The organism is Methylobacterium sp. 001424705, from assembly GCF_059816145.1.
Map to the genome: position 1 here is coordinate 88,827 of NZ_JCBANU010000007.1, position 14,072 is coordinate 102,898.

Annotated in this window: 15 protein-coding genes; 9 read left to right on the plus strand and 6 right to left on the minus strand. The window is 69.3% G+C overall.

Going from position 1 to position 14,072, the window contains the following annotated elements:
• The first annotated feature begins 4 nt into the window (after nucleotides 1–4).
• From AC6EUL_RS07845 to AC6EUL_RS07860, 4 genes are all read left to right on the plus strand, one after another.
• Nucleotides 5–1,228, plus strand: a complete 1,224-nt coding sequence (locus AC6EUL_RS07845) for a molybdopterin-dependent oxidoreductase (RefSeq protein ID WP_055958942.1) — start codon at nucleotides 5–7, stop codon at nucleotides 1,226–1,228.
• Nucleotides 1,229–1,239: 11 nt separating this feature from the next.
• The gene (locus AC6EUL_RS07850) at nucleotides 1,240–1,578 is read left to right on the plus strand and encodes a c-type cytochrome (protein WP_253400009.1); all 339 of its coding nucleotides are present in this window, start codon (nucleotides 1,240–1,242) and stop codon (nucleotides 1,576–1,578) included.
• Nucleotides 1,579–1,763: 185 nt separating this feature from the next.
• On the plus strand, nucleotides 1,764–2,747 hold the full coding sequence (locus tag AC6EUL_RS07855; RefSeq protein ID WP_055958936.1) for a beta-propeller fold lactonase family protein: 984 nt from the start codon (nucleotides 1,764–1,766) through the stop codon (nucleotides 2,745–2,747).
• Between the two features lie 78 nt (nucleotides 2,748–2,825).
• Nucleotides 2,826–3,911 (plus strand): molybdopterin-dependent oxidoreductase, encoded by a 1,086-nt coding sequence (locus AC6EUL_RS07860; RefSeq protein ID WP_056096995.1) that lies wholly within the window; start codon nucleotides 2,826–2,828, stop codon nucleotides 3,909–3,911.
• 3 nt (nucleotides 3,912–3,914) lie between these two features.
• On the opposite strand, the gene AC6EUL_RS07865 is transcribed toward AC6EUL_RS07860, so the two are convergent.
• The 5 genes from AC6EUL_RS07865 to AC6EUL_RS07885 are packed head-to-tail and all read right to left on the minus strand — an operon-like array spanning nucleotide 3,915 to nucleotide 6,882.
• A complete protein-coding gene (locus tag AC6EUL_RS07865; RefSeq protein WP_055958930.1) occupies nucleotides 3,915–4,286 on the minus strand; it encodes a YidH family protein in 372 nt (123 codons plus the stop codon).
• Nucleotides 4,283–5,173, minus strand: coding sequence for a LysR family transcriptional regulator (locus AC6EUL_RS07870; RefSeq protein WP_055958927.1), 891 nt, complete (start codon nucleotides 5,171–5,173; stop codon nucleotides 4,283–4,285). The genes AC6EUL_RS07865 and AC6EUL_RS07870 overlap by 4 nt, the downstream gene beginning before the upstream one ends.
• A complete protein-coding gene (locus AC6EUL_RS07875; protein ID WP_055958925.1) occupies nucleotides 5,170–5,979 on the minus strand; it encodes an anti-sigma factor family protein in 810 nt (269 codons plus the stop codon). Before AC6EUL_RS07875 ends, AC6EUL_RS07870 begins: the two co-directional genes overlap by 4 nt.
• Complete coding sequence (locus AC6EUL_RS07880) at nucleotides 5,976–6,485, minus strand: RNA polymerase sigma factor (RefSeq protein WP_055958922.1); 510 nt, start codon at nucleotides 6,483–6,485, stop codon at nucleotides 5,976–5,978. Before AC6EUL_RS07880 ends, AC6EUL_RS07875 begins: the two co-directional genes overlap by 4 nt.
• Before the next feature lie 13 nt (nucleotides 6,486–6,498).
• A complete protein-coding gene (locus AC6EUL_RS07885; RefSeq protein WP_055958920.1) occupies nucleotides 6,499–6,882 on the minus strand; it encodes a COG4315 family predicted lipoprotein in 384 nt (127 codons plus the stop codon).
• A 182-nt stretch (nucleotides 6,883–7,064) separates the two neighbouring features.
• Here AC6EUL_RS07885 and copM point away from each other — a divergent pair, with 182 nt between their 5' ends.
• Together copM and AC6EUL_RS07895 are read left to right on the plus strand one after the other, a co-directional pair.
• Entirely contained in the window at nucleotides 7,065–7,520 is a 456-nt protein-coding gene (gene copM, locus AC6EUL_RS07890; protein WP_055958917.1) for a CopM family metallochaperone, read from the plus strand.
• Nucleotides 7,517–8,953 (plus strand): YncE family protein, encoded by a 1,437-nt coding sequence (locus AC6EUL_RS07895; RefSeq protein ID WP_055958914.1) that lies wholly within the window; start codon nucleotides 7,517–7,519, stop codon nucleotides 8,951–8,953. The genes copM and AC6EUL_RS07895 overlap by 4 nt, the downstream gene beginning before the upstream one ends.
• Before the next feature lie 272 nt (nucleotides 8,954–9,225).
• Here AC6EUL_RS07895 and AC6EUL_RS07900 read toward each other — a convergent pair whose 3' ends face one another.
• Nucleotides 9,226–9,480, minus strand: a complete 255-nt coding sequence (locus AC6EUL_RS07900; RefSeq protein WP_103711628.1) for a hypothetical protein — start codon at nucleotides 9,478–9,480, stop codon at nucleotides 9,226–9,228.
• 697 nt (nucleotides 9,481–10,177) lie between these two features.
• On the opposite strand from AC6EUL_RS07900, the gene AC6EUL_RS07905 reads away from it, so the two are divergent.
• The 3 genes from AC6EUL_RS07905 (at nucleotide 10,178) to AC6EUL_RS07915 (ending at nucleotide 14,065) form a co-directional block, all read left to right on the plus strand.
• Nucleotides 10,178–11,269, plus strand: coding sequence for an alkene reductase (locus tag AC6EUL_RS07905; protein WP_056379361.1), 1,092 nt, complete (start codon nucleotides 10,178–10,180; stop codon nucleotides 11,267–11,269).
• 178 nt (nucleotides 11,270–11,447) lie between these two features.
• Complete coding sequence (locus AC6EUL_RS07910; protein WP_499869727.1) at nucleotides 11,448–13,346, plus strand: PAS domain S-box protein; 1,899 nt, start codon at nucleotides 11,448–11,450, stop codon at nucleotides 13,344–13,346.
• Entirely contained in the window at nucleotides 13,343–14,065 is a 723-nt protein-coding gene (locus AC6EUL_RS07915) for an HAD-IA family hydrolase (protein WP_499869729.1), read from the plus strand. The genes AC6EUL_RS07910 and AC6EUL_RS07915 overlap by 4 nt, the downstream gene beginning before the upstream one ends.
• The last annotated feature ends 7 nt before the right edge of the window (nucleotides 14,066–14,072 follow it).

Consider the following 14,072-nt stretch of genomic DNA (forward strand, 5'->3'; position numbering starts at 1 on the left):
GACCATGCACGGATTGGACAGACCGACGAACCGCCGCCTCGTCCTGGGTGGACTCGGGCTCGGCAGCCTCGGCGCCGCGTTGCCGGCCTGGGCCGCGGGCTCGGTGAAGCTGCCGCTGCCCGGCGGCCCGGACGAGCGGGCGCTGACCACCGCCTTTCCGGGCAAGGGCGAGATGATCCTCCAGCGCACCCATCCGCCGCTGCTGGAGACGCCGTTCTCGGTGTTCGACGCGGGCGTGTTCACCCCCAACGACCGCTTCTACGTGCGCTGGCACTGGGCCTCGATCCCGACCGAGGTCGATGCCGGCACCTTCCGGCTCAAGGTCCACGGCCATGTGGAGAAGGAACTCTCGCTCTCCCTCGATGCCATCGCCGGCCTGCCGCGCTTCGAGATCGCCGCGGTCAACCAGTGCTCGGGCAATTCACGCGGGCTGTTCGAGCCGCGGGTGCCCGGCGCGCAATGGGCCAACGGCTCAATGGGCAACGCCCGCTGGACCGGGGTGCGCCTCAAGGACGTGCTCGAAAAGGCCGGGGTGAAGGCCGGTGCCGTGCAGGTGCGCTTCAACGGCCTCGACGAGCCCGTGGTCGACGACGCGCCGGACTTCAAGAAGTCCCTCGATCTCGACCACGCCAACAATGGTGAGGTGATGATCGCCTACGCGATGAACGGCGAGCAGCTCCCGCTGCTCAACGGTTTCCCGCTCCGGCTCGTGGTGCCGGGCTGGTACTCAACCTACTGGGTCAAGATGCTGTCCGACATCGAGGTGCTGGACAAGCCCGACGAACAATATTGGATGAAGACCGCCTACCGTATTCCCGACGTGCCGGGTGCTAACATCAAGCCCGGGCAGACAGGGTTCAAGACAGTGCCGATTAACAGGATGGTGCCGCGCTCGTTCGTCACCAACCTGACCGACGGCGCCAAGGTGGCGGCCGGAACGCCGGTGGCCATCCGCGGCATCGCGTTCGGCGGCGATTGTGGGGTGAAGGCGGTCGAGTTCTCCGGCGACGGCGGGGCGACGTGGTTCCCGGCGCAACTCGGTGCCGACGAGGGCCCCTACAGCTTCCGCCGCTTCGACGGCAGCCTGCCGGCGCTGGCCGCCGGGACCCACACGGTCAGGGTCCGCTGCACCAATACCAAGGGCGTCGCGCAAGGCATGGACCGGGTCTGGAACGCCAACGGCTTCATGCAGAACGGCATCGAGACCGTGTCCTTCCAGGCCGCTTGAGGAGAACAGCCATGAACACAATTCGCCCTGCGGCCCTCATCGCCGCGCTCATCCTGTCTCCCCTGGTGGCGCTCGCGGCGCCTGCTCCCGAGCCGATGCGCTTCAGTTCGCAATCGATCGAATTTCCGACGTCCGACCGGATCTTTCCGGACGGGCCGGGAGCCGAGGCGGTCAATAACAATTGCCTCGCCTGCCACTCGGCCGGGATGGTGCTGACCCAGCCCAAGCTCACGAAGGCGCAGTGGACCGAGACCGTGAACAAGATGGTCCACGCCTACAAAGCGCCGGTCGATCAGGCCGATGTGCAGACCATCGTCGATTACCTCACGGCGTTGAAGCCCACGCCCTGAACCCTCGAATCCCGAGGCCGCCGTGCTTTTTTCGCCGGCCTCGGGGAATAGACCGCCCTCGCTGGCATCTCCCTAAGGCGATGCACGGCCTGACCGGTCCCGCACGACGCAATCCGATTTCGAACTCGCCCGCACGGCCGGCCCCAGGCCGTCGAACGAGGGCGCATGCCCGAGAGACACGCTTCATGACCCACGTCCGTACCAGCCTCCGCGCCCTCCTCGCCGGAGCTGCCTTGCTCCTCACCCAGAACCAACCTGGATTCGCCGCCGGCTTCGACGGCGCAATCAAGAACAACGCGCTCGCCCTGAACGCCGCCGGCACGGTCGCCGCGGTGTCGAACAGCGAGGAGAGCGCCGTCATCGTCTACGACGTCGCCAAGGGCACGGTGCTCCGCCGCCTCGACGGCTTCGTCACGCCGCGCAACATCGTGTTCGCGCCGGACGGCGCCCGCTTCTACGTCTCCGACAGCGGCACGGGCCGGATCACGGTCTACGAGACCGGCACCGGCAAAGAAGCCGGCGTTCTTGCCGCAGGCCCCGGTGCGTTCGGCACGGTGCTCTCGGCCGACGGGACAAAGCTCTACGTCAACAACGAGGCCGCGAGCACGCTGACCGTGTTCGACACCAAGACCATGCTCGCAGTCGCCGTGATCCCCGGCTTTGCGCAGCCGCGCCAAGGCGTGAAGCTGTCGCCGGACGGCAAGACCGTGTTCGTGACGAACTTCCTCGGCGACAAGATCACGTTGGTCGACACCGCCACCAACAAGATCACCAGCGAGATCGCCGGGTTCGACAAGCTGCGCGCCATCTCGATCACCAAGGACGGCAAGACGCTGTTTGCCGCCAACAGCGGCCGCAACACCGTCAGTGTGGTCGATGTCGCCGCCCGCAAGGTCACGTCAGAAGTCGCGGTGGGCAAGGACCCCTACGGTGCCGCGCTGACCCCGGACGGGCGCTTCGTCTATTCGGGCAACCTCAAGGACAACTCGCTCTCGGTGATCGACACCGACACGCTCAAGGTCGTCGCCACGGTGACCGGGCTGAACGAGCCGCGCCAGGCGATCGCATTCTCCAGTGACAACGCCCACGCGTACGTCCTCAACCGCGACCTCAGCGTGGCCGTGGTCGACCGCGCGAAGAACGCGGTGGTTTCGACGATGAAGCCGTGAAGCGTCGCGCGCCGGGTGCCTTTCGGCGCCCGGCGCGTTCTCGATCTCGACATGTCGCGAACGCAGGACAAAGACCCCATGCTCGGCCTGTTCCAGCGCAAGGACCGCCTCATCGTCCACGGAAAGACGCCCTACAACGCCGAGCCGCCGCTCGATCGCCTGCGGGCCGCCTTCCTGACTGATCAAGCCGACTTCTACGTCCGCAGCCACGGCGACATCCCGGACCTCGACGCCGACGGCTACCGCCTGACCGTCGACGGGATGGTCGCGACGCCCCTCGACCTCTCCCTCGCCGATCTCAAAGAACGCTTCGCGCCCGTCACCGTGACGGCGGTGATGCAATGCGCCGGCAACCGCCGGGCCGACATGCTGGCGGTGGCCCCGGTCTCCGGCGACCCGTGGGCGCCCGGCGCCATCGGTAATGCGGAATGGACCGGCGTGCGGCTCGCCGACGTGCTGCGCGCGGCCGGCATCAAAGCGGATGATGAGCGCCACGTCGCCTTCGAGAGCCACGACCGGATCGCGGACACGGACACGCGCTTCGGCGCCTCGATCCCGCTCGCCAAGGCGCTGGCGCCCGAGACGCTGCTTGCCTTCGCGATGAACGGCGAGCCTCTCGCCCCCGAGCACGGCCATCCGTTACGCGTGGTGGTGCCGGGCTTTGCCGGCATCCGCAGCCCGAAATGGCTCGCCCGGATCACGGTGCAGGACCGGCCCTCCGACAACCCGATGCAGGCCGACGACTACAAGCTGTTTCCGCCCGACGTGACGGCCGAGACCGCCGACCCGGCCCACGGCATCACCATCGAGGCGATGCCGTTGAACAGCGCGATCTGCGAGCCCGCCCGCGGCGCTGCGTTGAAGGCCGGCCGGCACGCGATCCGCGGCTACGCCATCGCCAGCGACCGCGCGGTCGCCCGCGTCGACGTCTCGACGGATGGCGGCCGCAGCTGGGCGCAAGCCCGGATCGAGCGCGATGCCGACGCGCCCTACGCCTGGACGTTCTGGGAGATCGAGCGCGAACTGACCGCGGGCGAGCACGAGCTCGCGGTGCGGGCCTGGGATTCCGCCGGCCAGACCCAGCCGGCCGCCCCCGACGACACCTGGAACTACAAGGGTTACCTCAGCGCCGCCTGGCACCGGGTGCGAGTGACGGTGGCCTGACCCTCACGCCCAGAGCAGGGCGGTGGCCGCGAGGCCGGAGATCGCGATGAGCAGGGCCGCAATCCCGACGGTGAGGAGGCGCGGCATCATCGGGATCTCGGAATGGGCGAGCCGTGCCCGGATCGCCCGGTCCCGCCACACGGCGCCGGCGAATGAGGCGAGCGCGCAGCCGATCAGCGTCAGCGACAATACCTTCAGCGGCCAGACCGCGAGCACCTCCCGCAGGAAGCGCTGCGCGGCGAGGCCGACGCCTAGGAACGCGAGCCCGGTGCGAAGCCACGCCACGAAGGTGCGTTCGGCCGCTAGAACCGTCCGATCCTCGGCGAGTCTCACCCGGGGATCGTCGGGGGGCACGGGTTTCGCGAGCTCGCTCATCCGGCATTCGCTGTCGCGATCAGGTCGAGAAGCGCGTCGGCGGCCCGGCTGCGGTAGCGCTCCTTGTGGCGCAGCACCCGGAACGGCCGGCTCGGTAAGTCGAACGCCGCCCGGACCAGGGTCCCGGCCCGAAGCGCGGCGGCGACCACGGTCTCGGACAGGACGGCGGCCCCGCCCCCGGCCTCGACGGCGGCGCGGACCGCCTCGTTAGAGGGCAGTTCGAGCGTGACCCGAAGCTGGGCGGCTGCGAGGCCGGCCGCACCCAGGGCCGCCTCGAAGGCCGAGCGGGTTCCCGATCCCGCCTCGCGCAGCACCCAATCGACCCCGGCGAGGTTTTCGGGTTCGAGGTGGGTCGCCTCGGCGAAGGCATGGCCAGGGGCGACCACGAGGACCAGTTGGTCCTGCGCGATGGTCGTGCTCGCGAGCGTCGGGTCGTCCAGCGCCCCCTCGACAAAGCCGAGTTCGGCCTGCCCCGCGCGCACCGCGTCGGCGGCGTCGGTGGTGTTGCCCACCGCCAACCGGATGGCGATCTCAGGGTAGGCCCGGCGGAAGGCGACGAGGTGGCGCGGCAGCCAGTCGCTGGCGATGGTCTGGCTGGCATAGAGGGCCAGCGTCCCGCGTCGCATGCCACTGAGGTCCGCGAGCACCAGTTCGGCGGCCTCGGCCCGGGCGAGTACGGCGCGGGCCTCGACGAGGAACACGCGTCCCGCCTCGGTCAGCTCGATCCCGCGGCCGACCCGGTGAAACAGCTTGGTGGCGTGCCGCCCCTCGATGTTGGCGATCGCCGTGCTGACTGCCGACTGGACGAGGTTCAGCGCCTCTGCAGCCCGGGTCACGTGCTGCCGCTCCGCCACGGCCACGAAGATGCGGAGTTGGTCGAGGGTCATGGTTGCCGCGGCGGAACCGGCAATCCACGGACCTGCGCGTCAACCGCCTGCGCGACGGTCAACAGCCGCGCCTCGTCGGTGCGACCCGTCACGACGTAGGACATGCCGCCATCGACCCAGGAGAAGGCAGCGACATCGCCCTCGCGGGCGAAGCGGAACACCGTGCGGCCATCCGCATCGCCCACGCGGCTGTAGAGCGTCAGCCGGGTGCCGTGATCGTCATCGTACATCAGCATCGCGGCGGATTCGGAACCCGCCGGCAGCAGCCGGCCGCCCATCAGGCGGAAGCCGTAGGCCGTGAGGTCGGGGGTGGTCACCGCCCGGCCGAGGCGCTTCGAGAGCCACGTCACGAGGTGCGGCTTCTCGTCGGCGCGCACCTCCACCGGATGCACCGCCTCGACCACGTAGGTGCGGAAGGCCGCCACTGCGTCGTCGGTCGCCGGCTCGGTTCGCGCGAGCGTGACCGTGGGTACCTGCCGCACGGCATGGCCGAACCAGCCGGCGGCACCGCCGACCGCGAGGCAGAGCACGGCCGCAGCCGCGACCGGAAGCCAGCGCCCGGTTATCGGGCGATGTCGCGAGCGGATATTGGCGACCCTGAGCCGCGCCGGGATCGCCTCCTCGGCGATCGGCGCGAGGCGGGCACGCAAGCGCTCGCGCAAGGCGCGATCCGCCGAGACCTCGGCCGCCCGCGCGGGATTTCCCCTGAGCCATGCCTCGACCAGCGCCTGCCGCTCCGGTTCCAGACGACCGTCGATCAGGCCGTGCAGGTCGTCCTCGCCGACCGGGCGCGGATCCCCGCTCATTTTACCCTCCTCAACAAGCCGGTTCGGCCCGTTTCCAGAAAACTTCGCATCCGCTCCCGGGCTCGGCTTAACCGCGACATCACCGTGCCGAGCGGTACTCCGAGCACCTGGGCCGCTTCCGCATAAGACAGATCCTCAACCGCGACGAGCAGCAGCACCGAGCGCTGCTCCTCGGGCAGCGCATCGAGCCCGGTGAGCACGTCACGGGCTCCCATAGCGGTCTCGGGGTCGGCACCCGGATCAGGCACCTGCTCCAAAGCCTCCGCGCCGAGATCGACGCCGCGCCGGCCCCGGCGTCGAACAGTGCCGAGGAACAGGTTGCGCTCGATCGTGAACAGCCAGGCCCGCAGGTCGCCGTCGCGGCGGCGTCCGGACCAGCCGGACAACGCCCGCTCCAAAGTGTCCTGGACGAGGTCGTCCGCCGCTTCGCGGTCCCGTAACAGCGCGACGGCGTAGCGCCGCAACGCTGGGATCTGCGGTTCGATGAGGGCAGCGATCTCGTCCACGAGGCTTTACCGATCAGGGCTTGGCGATGTGCCATGCACCGTTGAGGAATCCGTCGCCGGTGATGTCGCCGGGCTTCGTATCCTTGGCGAAGGTGTAGAGCGGCTTGCCCTTATAGGCCCACTGCATCGTGCCGTCGTCCCGCGTCACCATCGTCCAGTCGCCACTAGCAGCCGAGCCGGGCGCCGCCATCAGGGCGGGCCAGTTGGCGGCGCAGGGGCCGTTGCACATCGACTTGCCGCCCATGTCCTTGTCGAAGGTGTAGAGGGTCATGCTCTTGGCATCGACGAGCGCCGGCCCTTTGGCAGTCTCGGCCGTCATCGCAGGCGCAGCGGCCTGGGCGGCGACGGCGGAGAAGGCGAAGGCCGCAAAGGCGGCGCGGATCAGCATGGTGCGCATGAGTGAGGTCTCCGGCGGTCGACCATGACCGCATTGGGAGAGATGCCGAACGGGCGCGTCTATTCCACTGACATTTGGAAAAGATCGATCACATCGGCAGGGCCGCGAATTCGTCCCCGGCCAGGGAATAAAACCGTTTCCCCGGCATCTCTCCCCTCGACAACGAACAGGGAGGACGGCTCATGCGCGGAGCATTGGGATTTGCGCTCACGGCCGCCGTGATGGCCGGCGGCCTCGTCGGCGGCCGGATGATGATGCCCCCGACGCTGGCCGCTGCCGAGCCGCCGGCCGTCGTCTCCGCGTCCTTCGACGCGGTGATGGCGCAGTCGATGACGCGGATGCATGCCGACATGATGGTCCCGCCCTCGGGCGATCCGGACCGCGACTTCGCCGCGATGATGATCCCGCACCACGAGGGCGCGATCGCGATGGCCCAGGCGGAGCTGCTCTACGGCAAGGATCCGGTCCTGCGCCGCCTCGCGCAGGGGATCATCGTCGAACAGGGCCAGGAGATCGCGGTGATGCGCCGGGCGCTCGCCGATCTCCCTCCCGCGCCGGATTCGTCCGCCGCAGCCGCCCACCTTCACCACCATGGCACGGCCCCTGCCGCCGAGATGCCTTCGGAGATCTGCCGATGAAGACCGCCCTCACCCTCCTCGCGCTCGCGCTGCTCTCCGGCTCGGCTCTCGCCGGGCAGGCCCCGGGCGCAGCCTCCGCACCGGACGTGCCGGTCAGCGGCAGGGACCGGTTCTACACCTCGGACCAGTTCTCCAACACGGTCTCGGTGGTCGATCCCGCCGCCAACGTCCTGCTCGGCGTGATCCGGCTCGGCGACCCGACGCCGATGAACCTGAGCCCGCTCTATCGCGGCCAGCTCCTCGTCCACGGCATGGGCTTCTCGCCCGACCACAGGACGCTGCTCGCGGTCTCGATCGGTTCGAACTCCGTGAGCTTCATCGACACGGCGACCAACACGGTCCGCCACACGGCCTATGTCGGCCGCGCGCCGCACGAGGCCTTCTTCACGCCGGACGGCCGGGAGGCCTGGGTGAGCGTGCGCGGCGAGGACTACATCGCCGTACTCGATGCCGCGACCGCCAAGGAGACGCGCCGGATCACCGTGCCGAACGGGCCCGGCATGACGATCTTCTCGCCGGACGGCGCCTACGGCTATGTCTGCTCCAGCTTCAGCCCCGAGACGGTGGTGATCGACACGAAGACCCACACCATCGTCGGGCGCGTGAAGCAGGAGAGCCCGTTCTGCCCCGACATCGCCGCGACACCGGACGGCAAGCAGGTGTGGTTGACCCTCAAGGATGTCGGCCGGACCCAGGTGTTCTCTGCGACGCCGCCCTTCGCGCCGCTGAAGACCATCGAGACCGGGCCGATCACCAACCACGTCAACATCGTCTCGACCAAGGCCGGCCAGTTCGCCTACGTGACGATCGGCGGCCTGAACCAGGTCAAGGTGTTCCGCACCGACGACTTCACCCAGGTCGCCACCATCCCGACCGGCGCCCTGCCGCACGGGCTCTGGCCCTCGGGCGACGGCAGCCGCGTCTATGTCGGCCTAGAGAACGCCGACAAGGCGGCGGTGATCGACACCGCATCGAACACCGTGATCGCCGAGGTTCCGATCGGCCAGGGGCCGCAGGGCGTGGCCTACGTCCCGAACGCCGTGCCGGAGGGGGACGGAAAGCAGAACCTCCAGCCGCTGGGCGCAGCCGGCAAGACCAGCGCGCTGACGCTCGCAGGCACCGATGGCAAGCCGGCGACGCAGGTGACCCTGTTCGACCAGGGCGTGCTGCAGACCCTGCAGGCCGCGGTCACGGGACTGGCGCCGAAGACGCCGTTCGTCCTGGCGCTCGCCGCCGATCCGAAGGGGGCCGCCGGCCTGGAGCCGCTCGCCGCCTTCATGACCAACCCGGCCGGCGCGGCCATCGTCAACGCCATCGGCCCGATCCGCCAGATCACCCGCACGGATGCCGGCGCGAGCCGGCGCTACCTCGTGGTGGTCTCGGGCAAGCCCGGTGAACTCGGCGGCGTCGTCCAGATGCAGACTGTGGATTGAACGGGCGGCCTCACGAGCGCGGGAAGCGGGAATCCGAGAGCATGCGTTCGCAGCGCGCGTCCGGCTGCAACGTCTGCTTTCGAGGCCGCCGTTAGATTGCTCCTATGACCTAGTTGGGTCGGAAGCAGCCCCTCGCGGCGGGTACCAAGCGTCAGATTTCGACCACTAGGAGGAGGTCGTTGAGCCCGCGGAGGTGGCTCTCGGGAGTGTTCGTCGGGCGCATCCGTTGAGTCTGACGCGCCCGCGTTTCCGAACGGTTAAGCGGATCGCGCCTATCGGACGGGATCACCCCACGGGCAGGTCGCATCGAGCTCCCGAAACAGGTCGTCGGGCAGCACGGGAAAACCGCTGACGAGGGCCTCCACGGTGTCATGATGGCTGAACCCATCCGAGGCGCGCCAGACCCATCCCTCGGCAAGCTCGTCCTCCCAGGTGCCCTCCCAGGAAACCGGCTCGACCGTGTAGCCGAGGTGGAACGCGTAGGCCGTGAGGACGGCCTGGCGAAGGGGCGAGATCGAGTCTGACATTGGATACCTCCGCCCCGGAGGATGCCACCTCGGCCGGGCCGGTGCGATCAAGTGAGTGGATGACTCCCGAAAAATTCCGGGTGGCCCGCGTGGCCTGGAACGGGACACGGGTGCGGTGGCAGGCTGGTCCCGTGATGCCCCAAGGGCCGGCTGCGAGCCGGCATCCCGCATCGCCGACCACCCCGCCGGACCCCGTCCGAGTGGGGCCTAAACACGTCATCCGGTCCCGCAATCGGTCCCGCGAATGGCTGGAAGAGGCGTTTCCCCTAGGGCGGCGTGGATGGGGCCAGACCGTTATGAGCGGTCGGCTCTAACCATTGAGCTACAGGCCCTCTCGCTTCCGCAGCGATGGAAGAAGCGATACCCGAGTGGGAGACGCGCGTCACCCCGGATTTCGAGGCGCGACCGTGAACCGGAGCCGGCTTCGGAGCGGCCATGCGGAGCCTCGCGTCCCGACCGGATCTCACCGATCGTTCTGTCGGCGCACCGTCGTAGGCGGGTGAGCCGCCCCTTCGCTCCTTGGGAGCCGCGCGAGTCGATCGAAATCGAACGGCGCGTGCGCGCCCGCACGGGCGGGGTGCGGCAGTGGACGCCGACGTCTGGCGGTGCCCGGCGCCACGACCACATGAGGACATCGACGGGCGCGGCGAAATCCGCGCGCCGTCCGTTCGTCCTTGAAACAACGTGAGCTTCCTCCATGCCTTCCCTGTCCGACCCGATCCGCATCGGCGCGATCGACGCCAAGAATCGCGTTTTCATGGCGCCGCTGACCCGCGGCCGCGCCTCGCGCGAGCACGTGCCGACGCCGATCATGGTGGAATATTATCGCCAGCGGGCCAGCGCCGGCCTGATCCTCACGGAGGCGACCGGCATCTCGCAGGAAGGGCTGGGCTGGCCCTTCGCGCCGGGCATCTGGTCCGATGAACAGGTCGAGGCCTGGAAGCCGGTGGTGAAGGCCGTGCACGACGCCGGCGGCAAGATCGTCTGCCAGCTCTGGCACATGGGCCGCATCGTGCATCCGGACTTCCTCGGCGGCCAGAAGCCGATCTCGGCCTCGGCGACAACGGCCCCGGACGCCGCGCACACCTACGCGGGCAAGAAGCCCTACGCCGAGGCGCGGGCACTGTCCGTCGACGAAATTCCGCGCCTGCTGGCCGACTATGACCGCGCCGCGCGCAACGCCATGACGGCCGGGTTCGACGGCGTGCAAATTCATGCGGCGAACGGCTACCTGATCGACCAGTTCCTGCGCGACGGCACGAACCTCCGCACCGACGCCTACGGCGGTTCCATCGAGAACCGTCTGCGCCTGCTCACGGAGGTGACGCGCACCGTGGCCGAGGCCGTCGGCCGGGACCGCACCGGCGTGCGCCTCTCGCCCAACGGCGCGATCCAGGGCGTGGATGATTCGAACCCCGAGGCCCTGTTCGGCGCTGCGGCGGCGGCCCTCTCGAAGATCGGGATCGCCTTCCTCGAGCTGCGGGAGCCGGGCCCGAACGGCACGTTCGGGACGTCCAATCATCCCCCGATCGCCCCGGCGATGCGGGCGGCCTTCGACGGCCCCCTGATCCTGAACTCGGATTACGACGGCCCGCGGGCGCAGGCGGCACTCAACGAGGGCCAGGCCGACGCCATCGCCTTCGGACGGCCCTTCATCGCCAACCCCGACCTGCCGGAACGGTTGTTCACGAGCGCCCCGCTGAACAACGACGAAATGAAGACCTGGTACAGCCAGGGTCCGGAAGGCTACGTCGACTATCCGACCCAGGGTGCCGCCAAGGCGGCCTGAGCCGCCAACGCGAGCCGATCGGAGCCGTCTACTGTATAGTTCTATACACGAGGCGGCTCCTCGACTGTCGTGAGACCCGGACCATCGCGGATTCACCTCGATCCGCATCGAAGACCGTTAGCGCTATCGCTCGGACGGGAGACATCCTATGTGTTGCGACCGACGAGGATAGCCGCTTTTGCCATCGACCGATGCCTGCTCAGTCGCGCCGACCGGATGGACCGAGTCCGATCGGCTGGCGGAGCTCGCCAGCCTGGATCTCGCCGCGACCGGCCGGGAACCCGTCTACGACGACTTGACCCGCATCGCGGCCCTGCTCTGCAATGCGCCGATCGCGCTGGTCAGCCTCGTGGAAGCGGACCGGCAATGGTTCAAGGGACGCGTCGGGTTCGAGCTACCCGAGACACCACGGCGGATGTCGATCTGTGCGCACGCCCTCGAGGCCGAGGCGCTCCTCGTCATCCCGGACCTCACCCTCGATCCGCGCACCCGCGACAACCCCCTCGTCACGGGGGAGCGGCAGCTCCGTTTCTACGCCGGTGCGGTCATTCGCTCGCGCTCGGGCTATCCCCTCGGTACTCTCTGCGTCCTCGACGGCATCGCGCGTCCCGAGGGCATCACCCCGGTGCAGGCCGAGATGCTGGAGGCGCTGGCCCGGCAGGCCGCGACGCTGATCGAGCTGACCCGGACCCGCCGCGAAGTCGATGCGCGCGAGGCGGAGTTGGAGGCGAGCGAGCGTCGGTTCCGGGTGATGACCGGCGCGATGCCGCAGATGGTCTGGACCACCCGGCCCGACGGCTATCACGACTTCTACAACGACCGCTGGTACGCGTTCACCGGCGTCCCGCCGGGCTCGACGGACGGCGAGGCCTGGAACGGCATGTTCCATCCCGACGACCAGGACCGGGCTTGGTCGCGCTGGCGCCACAGCCTGGCCACCGGCGACCCCTACGAGGTCGAGTACCGCCTGCGCCACCATTCCGGGGCCTATCGCTGGACCCTGGGGCGGGCGATGCCGCTCTTCGATGCCGAGGGGCGGATCGAGCGCTGGTTCGGCACCTGCACCGATATCGAGGACCTGAAGCGGGCGGAGGCCGAGGCGCTGAAACTCGCCGCCATCGTCGAGCAGTCACAGGACTTCATCGGCATGGCCGACCGGGAGGGGTTCGTCCAGCACATCAACGAGGCCGGACGCCGCCTCGTCGGACTCCCCGACGTCACCGCGGTGGCCGGCACGCAGCTCCTCGACTATTTCATGCCCGAGAGTCAGGCGCTCGTCACCGGAATGGTCCTGCCCGCCGTCGAGCGGCAGGGCTGGTGGGAGGGCGAGCTCGCCTTCCGGCACTTCGGGACGGGGGAGGGGATCGCGGTCCTCTACAACATCTTCCCGGTGCGGGACGACGAGGGTCGGTTCGTCGGTTACGCCACCGTCACCCGCGACCTGCGCGAGCGCAAGCGGGCGGAGGAGGCTCAGGACCTCCTGATCAAGGAACTGTCGCACCGGATCAAGAACATCTTCGCCGTGGTCGGCGGCATCGCCGGCCTGTCGGCCCGGACCGATCCGGCCGCCCGTCCCTTCGTCTCGGCCTTCCGGGAGCGCCTCGGCGCCCTGGCGCAGGCGCACGAATACGTCCGCCCGCACTCCCCGGCGAGCGCCCCCGCGGTGAAGGGCCAGACCCTGTTCGGCCTGATGCGCCTGATCATGGCGGCCTACGTGCAGGACGGGCGCGCGCGGATCGTCGTCGACGGGGACGACGTGGCCGTAGGCGAGCGCGCCGCCACGGCGCTGGCGCTGATCATGCACGAGCAGGCCACCAACGCGATGAAGTATGGCGGCCTTTCGACCGAGACCGGCGGCGTCCGCCTCACCGGCCGGCGTGACGGCCCATCCTACATTCTGACCTGGGCGGAGAGCGGCGGCCCTACGGTGACCGGTCCGCCGACCCGGCAGGGCTTCGGCACGGTCCTGGCGCAGCGCAGCGTCGTCGGGCAGCTGGACGGTACGCTGGAGCAGGACTGGGCCCCGAGCGGTCTCGTGATGCGCCTCGTCATCCCGGTGGATCACCTCAAATCGTGAGTCTCCCTCCGTATCGCCTCGTCGTCTTCGATTTCGACGGGACCCTGGCCGACAGCTTTCCCTGGTTCGCTGGTGTCATCAACGGCGTGGCCGACCGCTACGGCTTCGCCCGCATCGCAGAGCACGAGACCGAGACGCTCCGGGGCATGGATGCGCGGGGCATCGTCCGGCATCTCGGGATTCCGGCCTGGAAGCTACCGCTGATCACCCGGCACATGCACCGGCTCGCGGCCCGGGATATTGGGGGGATCCGGCTGTTTCCCGGCGTGCCGGACCTGCTCGCCGACCTCGAGGGAGCGGGCCTGCGCCTCGGCATCGCGAGCTCGAATCGGGAGGCGACGATCCGGCGGGCGCTGGGACCGGCGGCCCGCCACTTCACTCACTACACCTGCGGTGCGTCGCTGTTCGGCAAGGCCCGGCGCCTGCGTGCCCTGATCCGTGACGCCAGCCTCGCCCCGTCCGCGGCGCTCTACGTCGGCGACGAGATCCGCGACCATCAGGCCGCGACCGAAGCGGGCTGTGCCTTCGGGGCCGTGACCTGGGGCTATACCCGCGCCGACGCACTTGCGGCGCGAACGCCGGAGCACCTCTTCGCCGACCCCGCAGCGATCGGCCGGACCGTCGTGTCGACCCCGCCACAGGGGATCCGAAAGTGCACAGCGCTCCGGCCGGCCGGATTGCCTATTGCTCCCTCCGCACGCCACGTTAACGTCCGTTAGGTGAGGC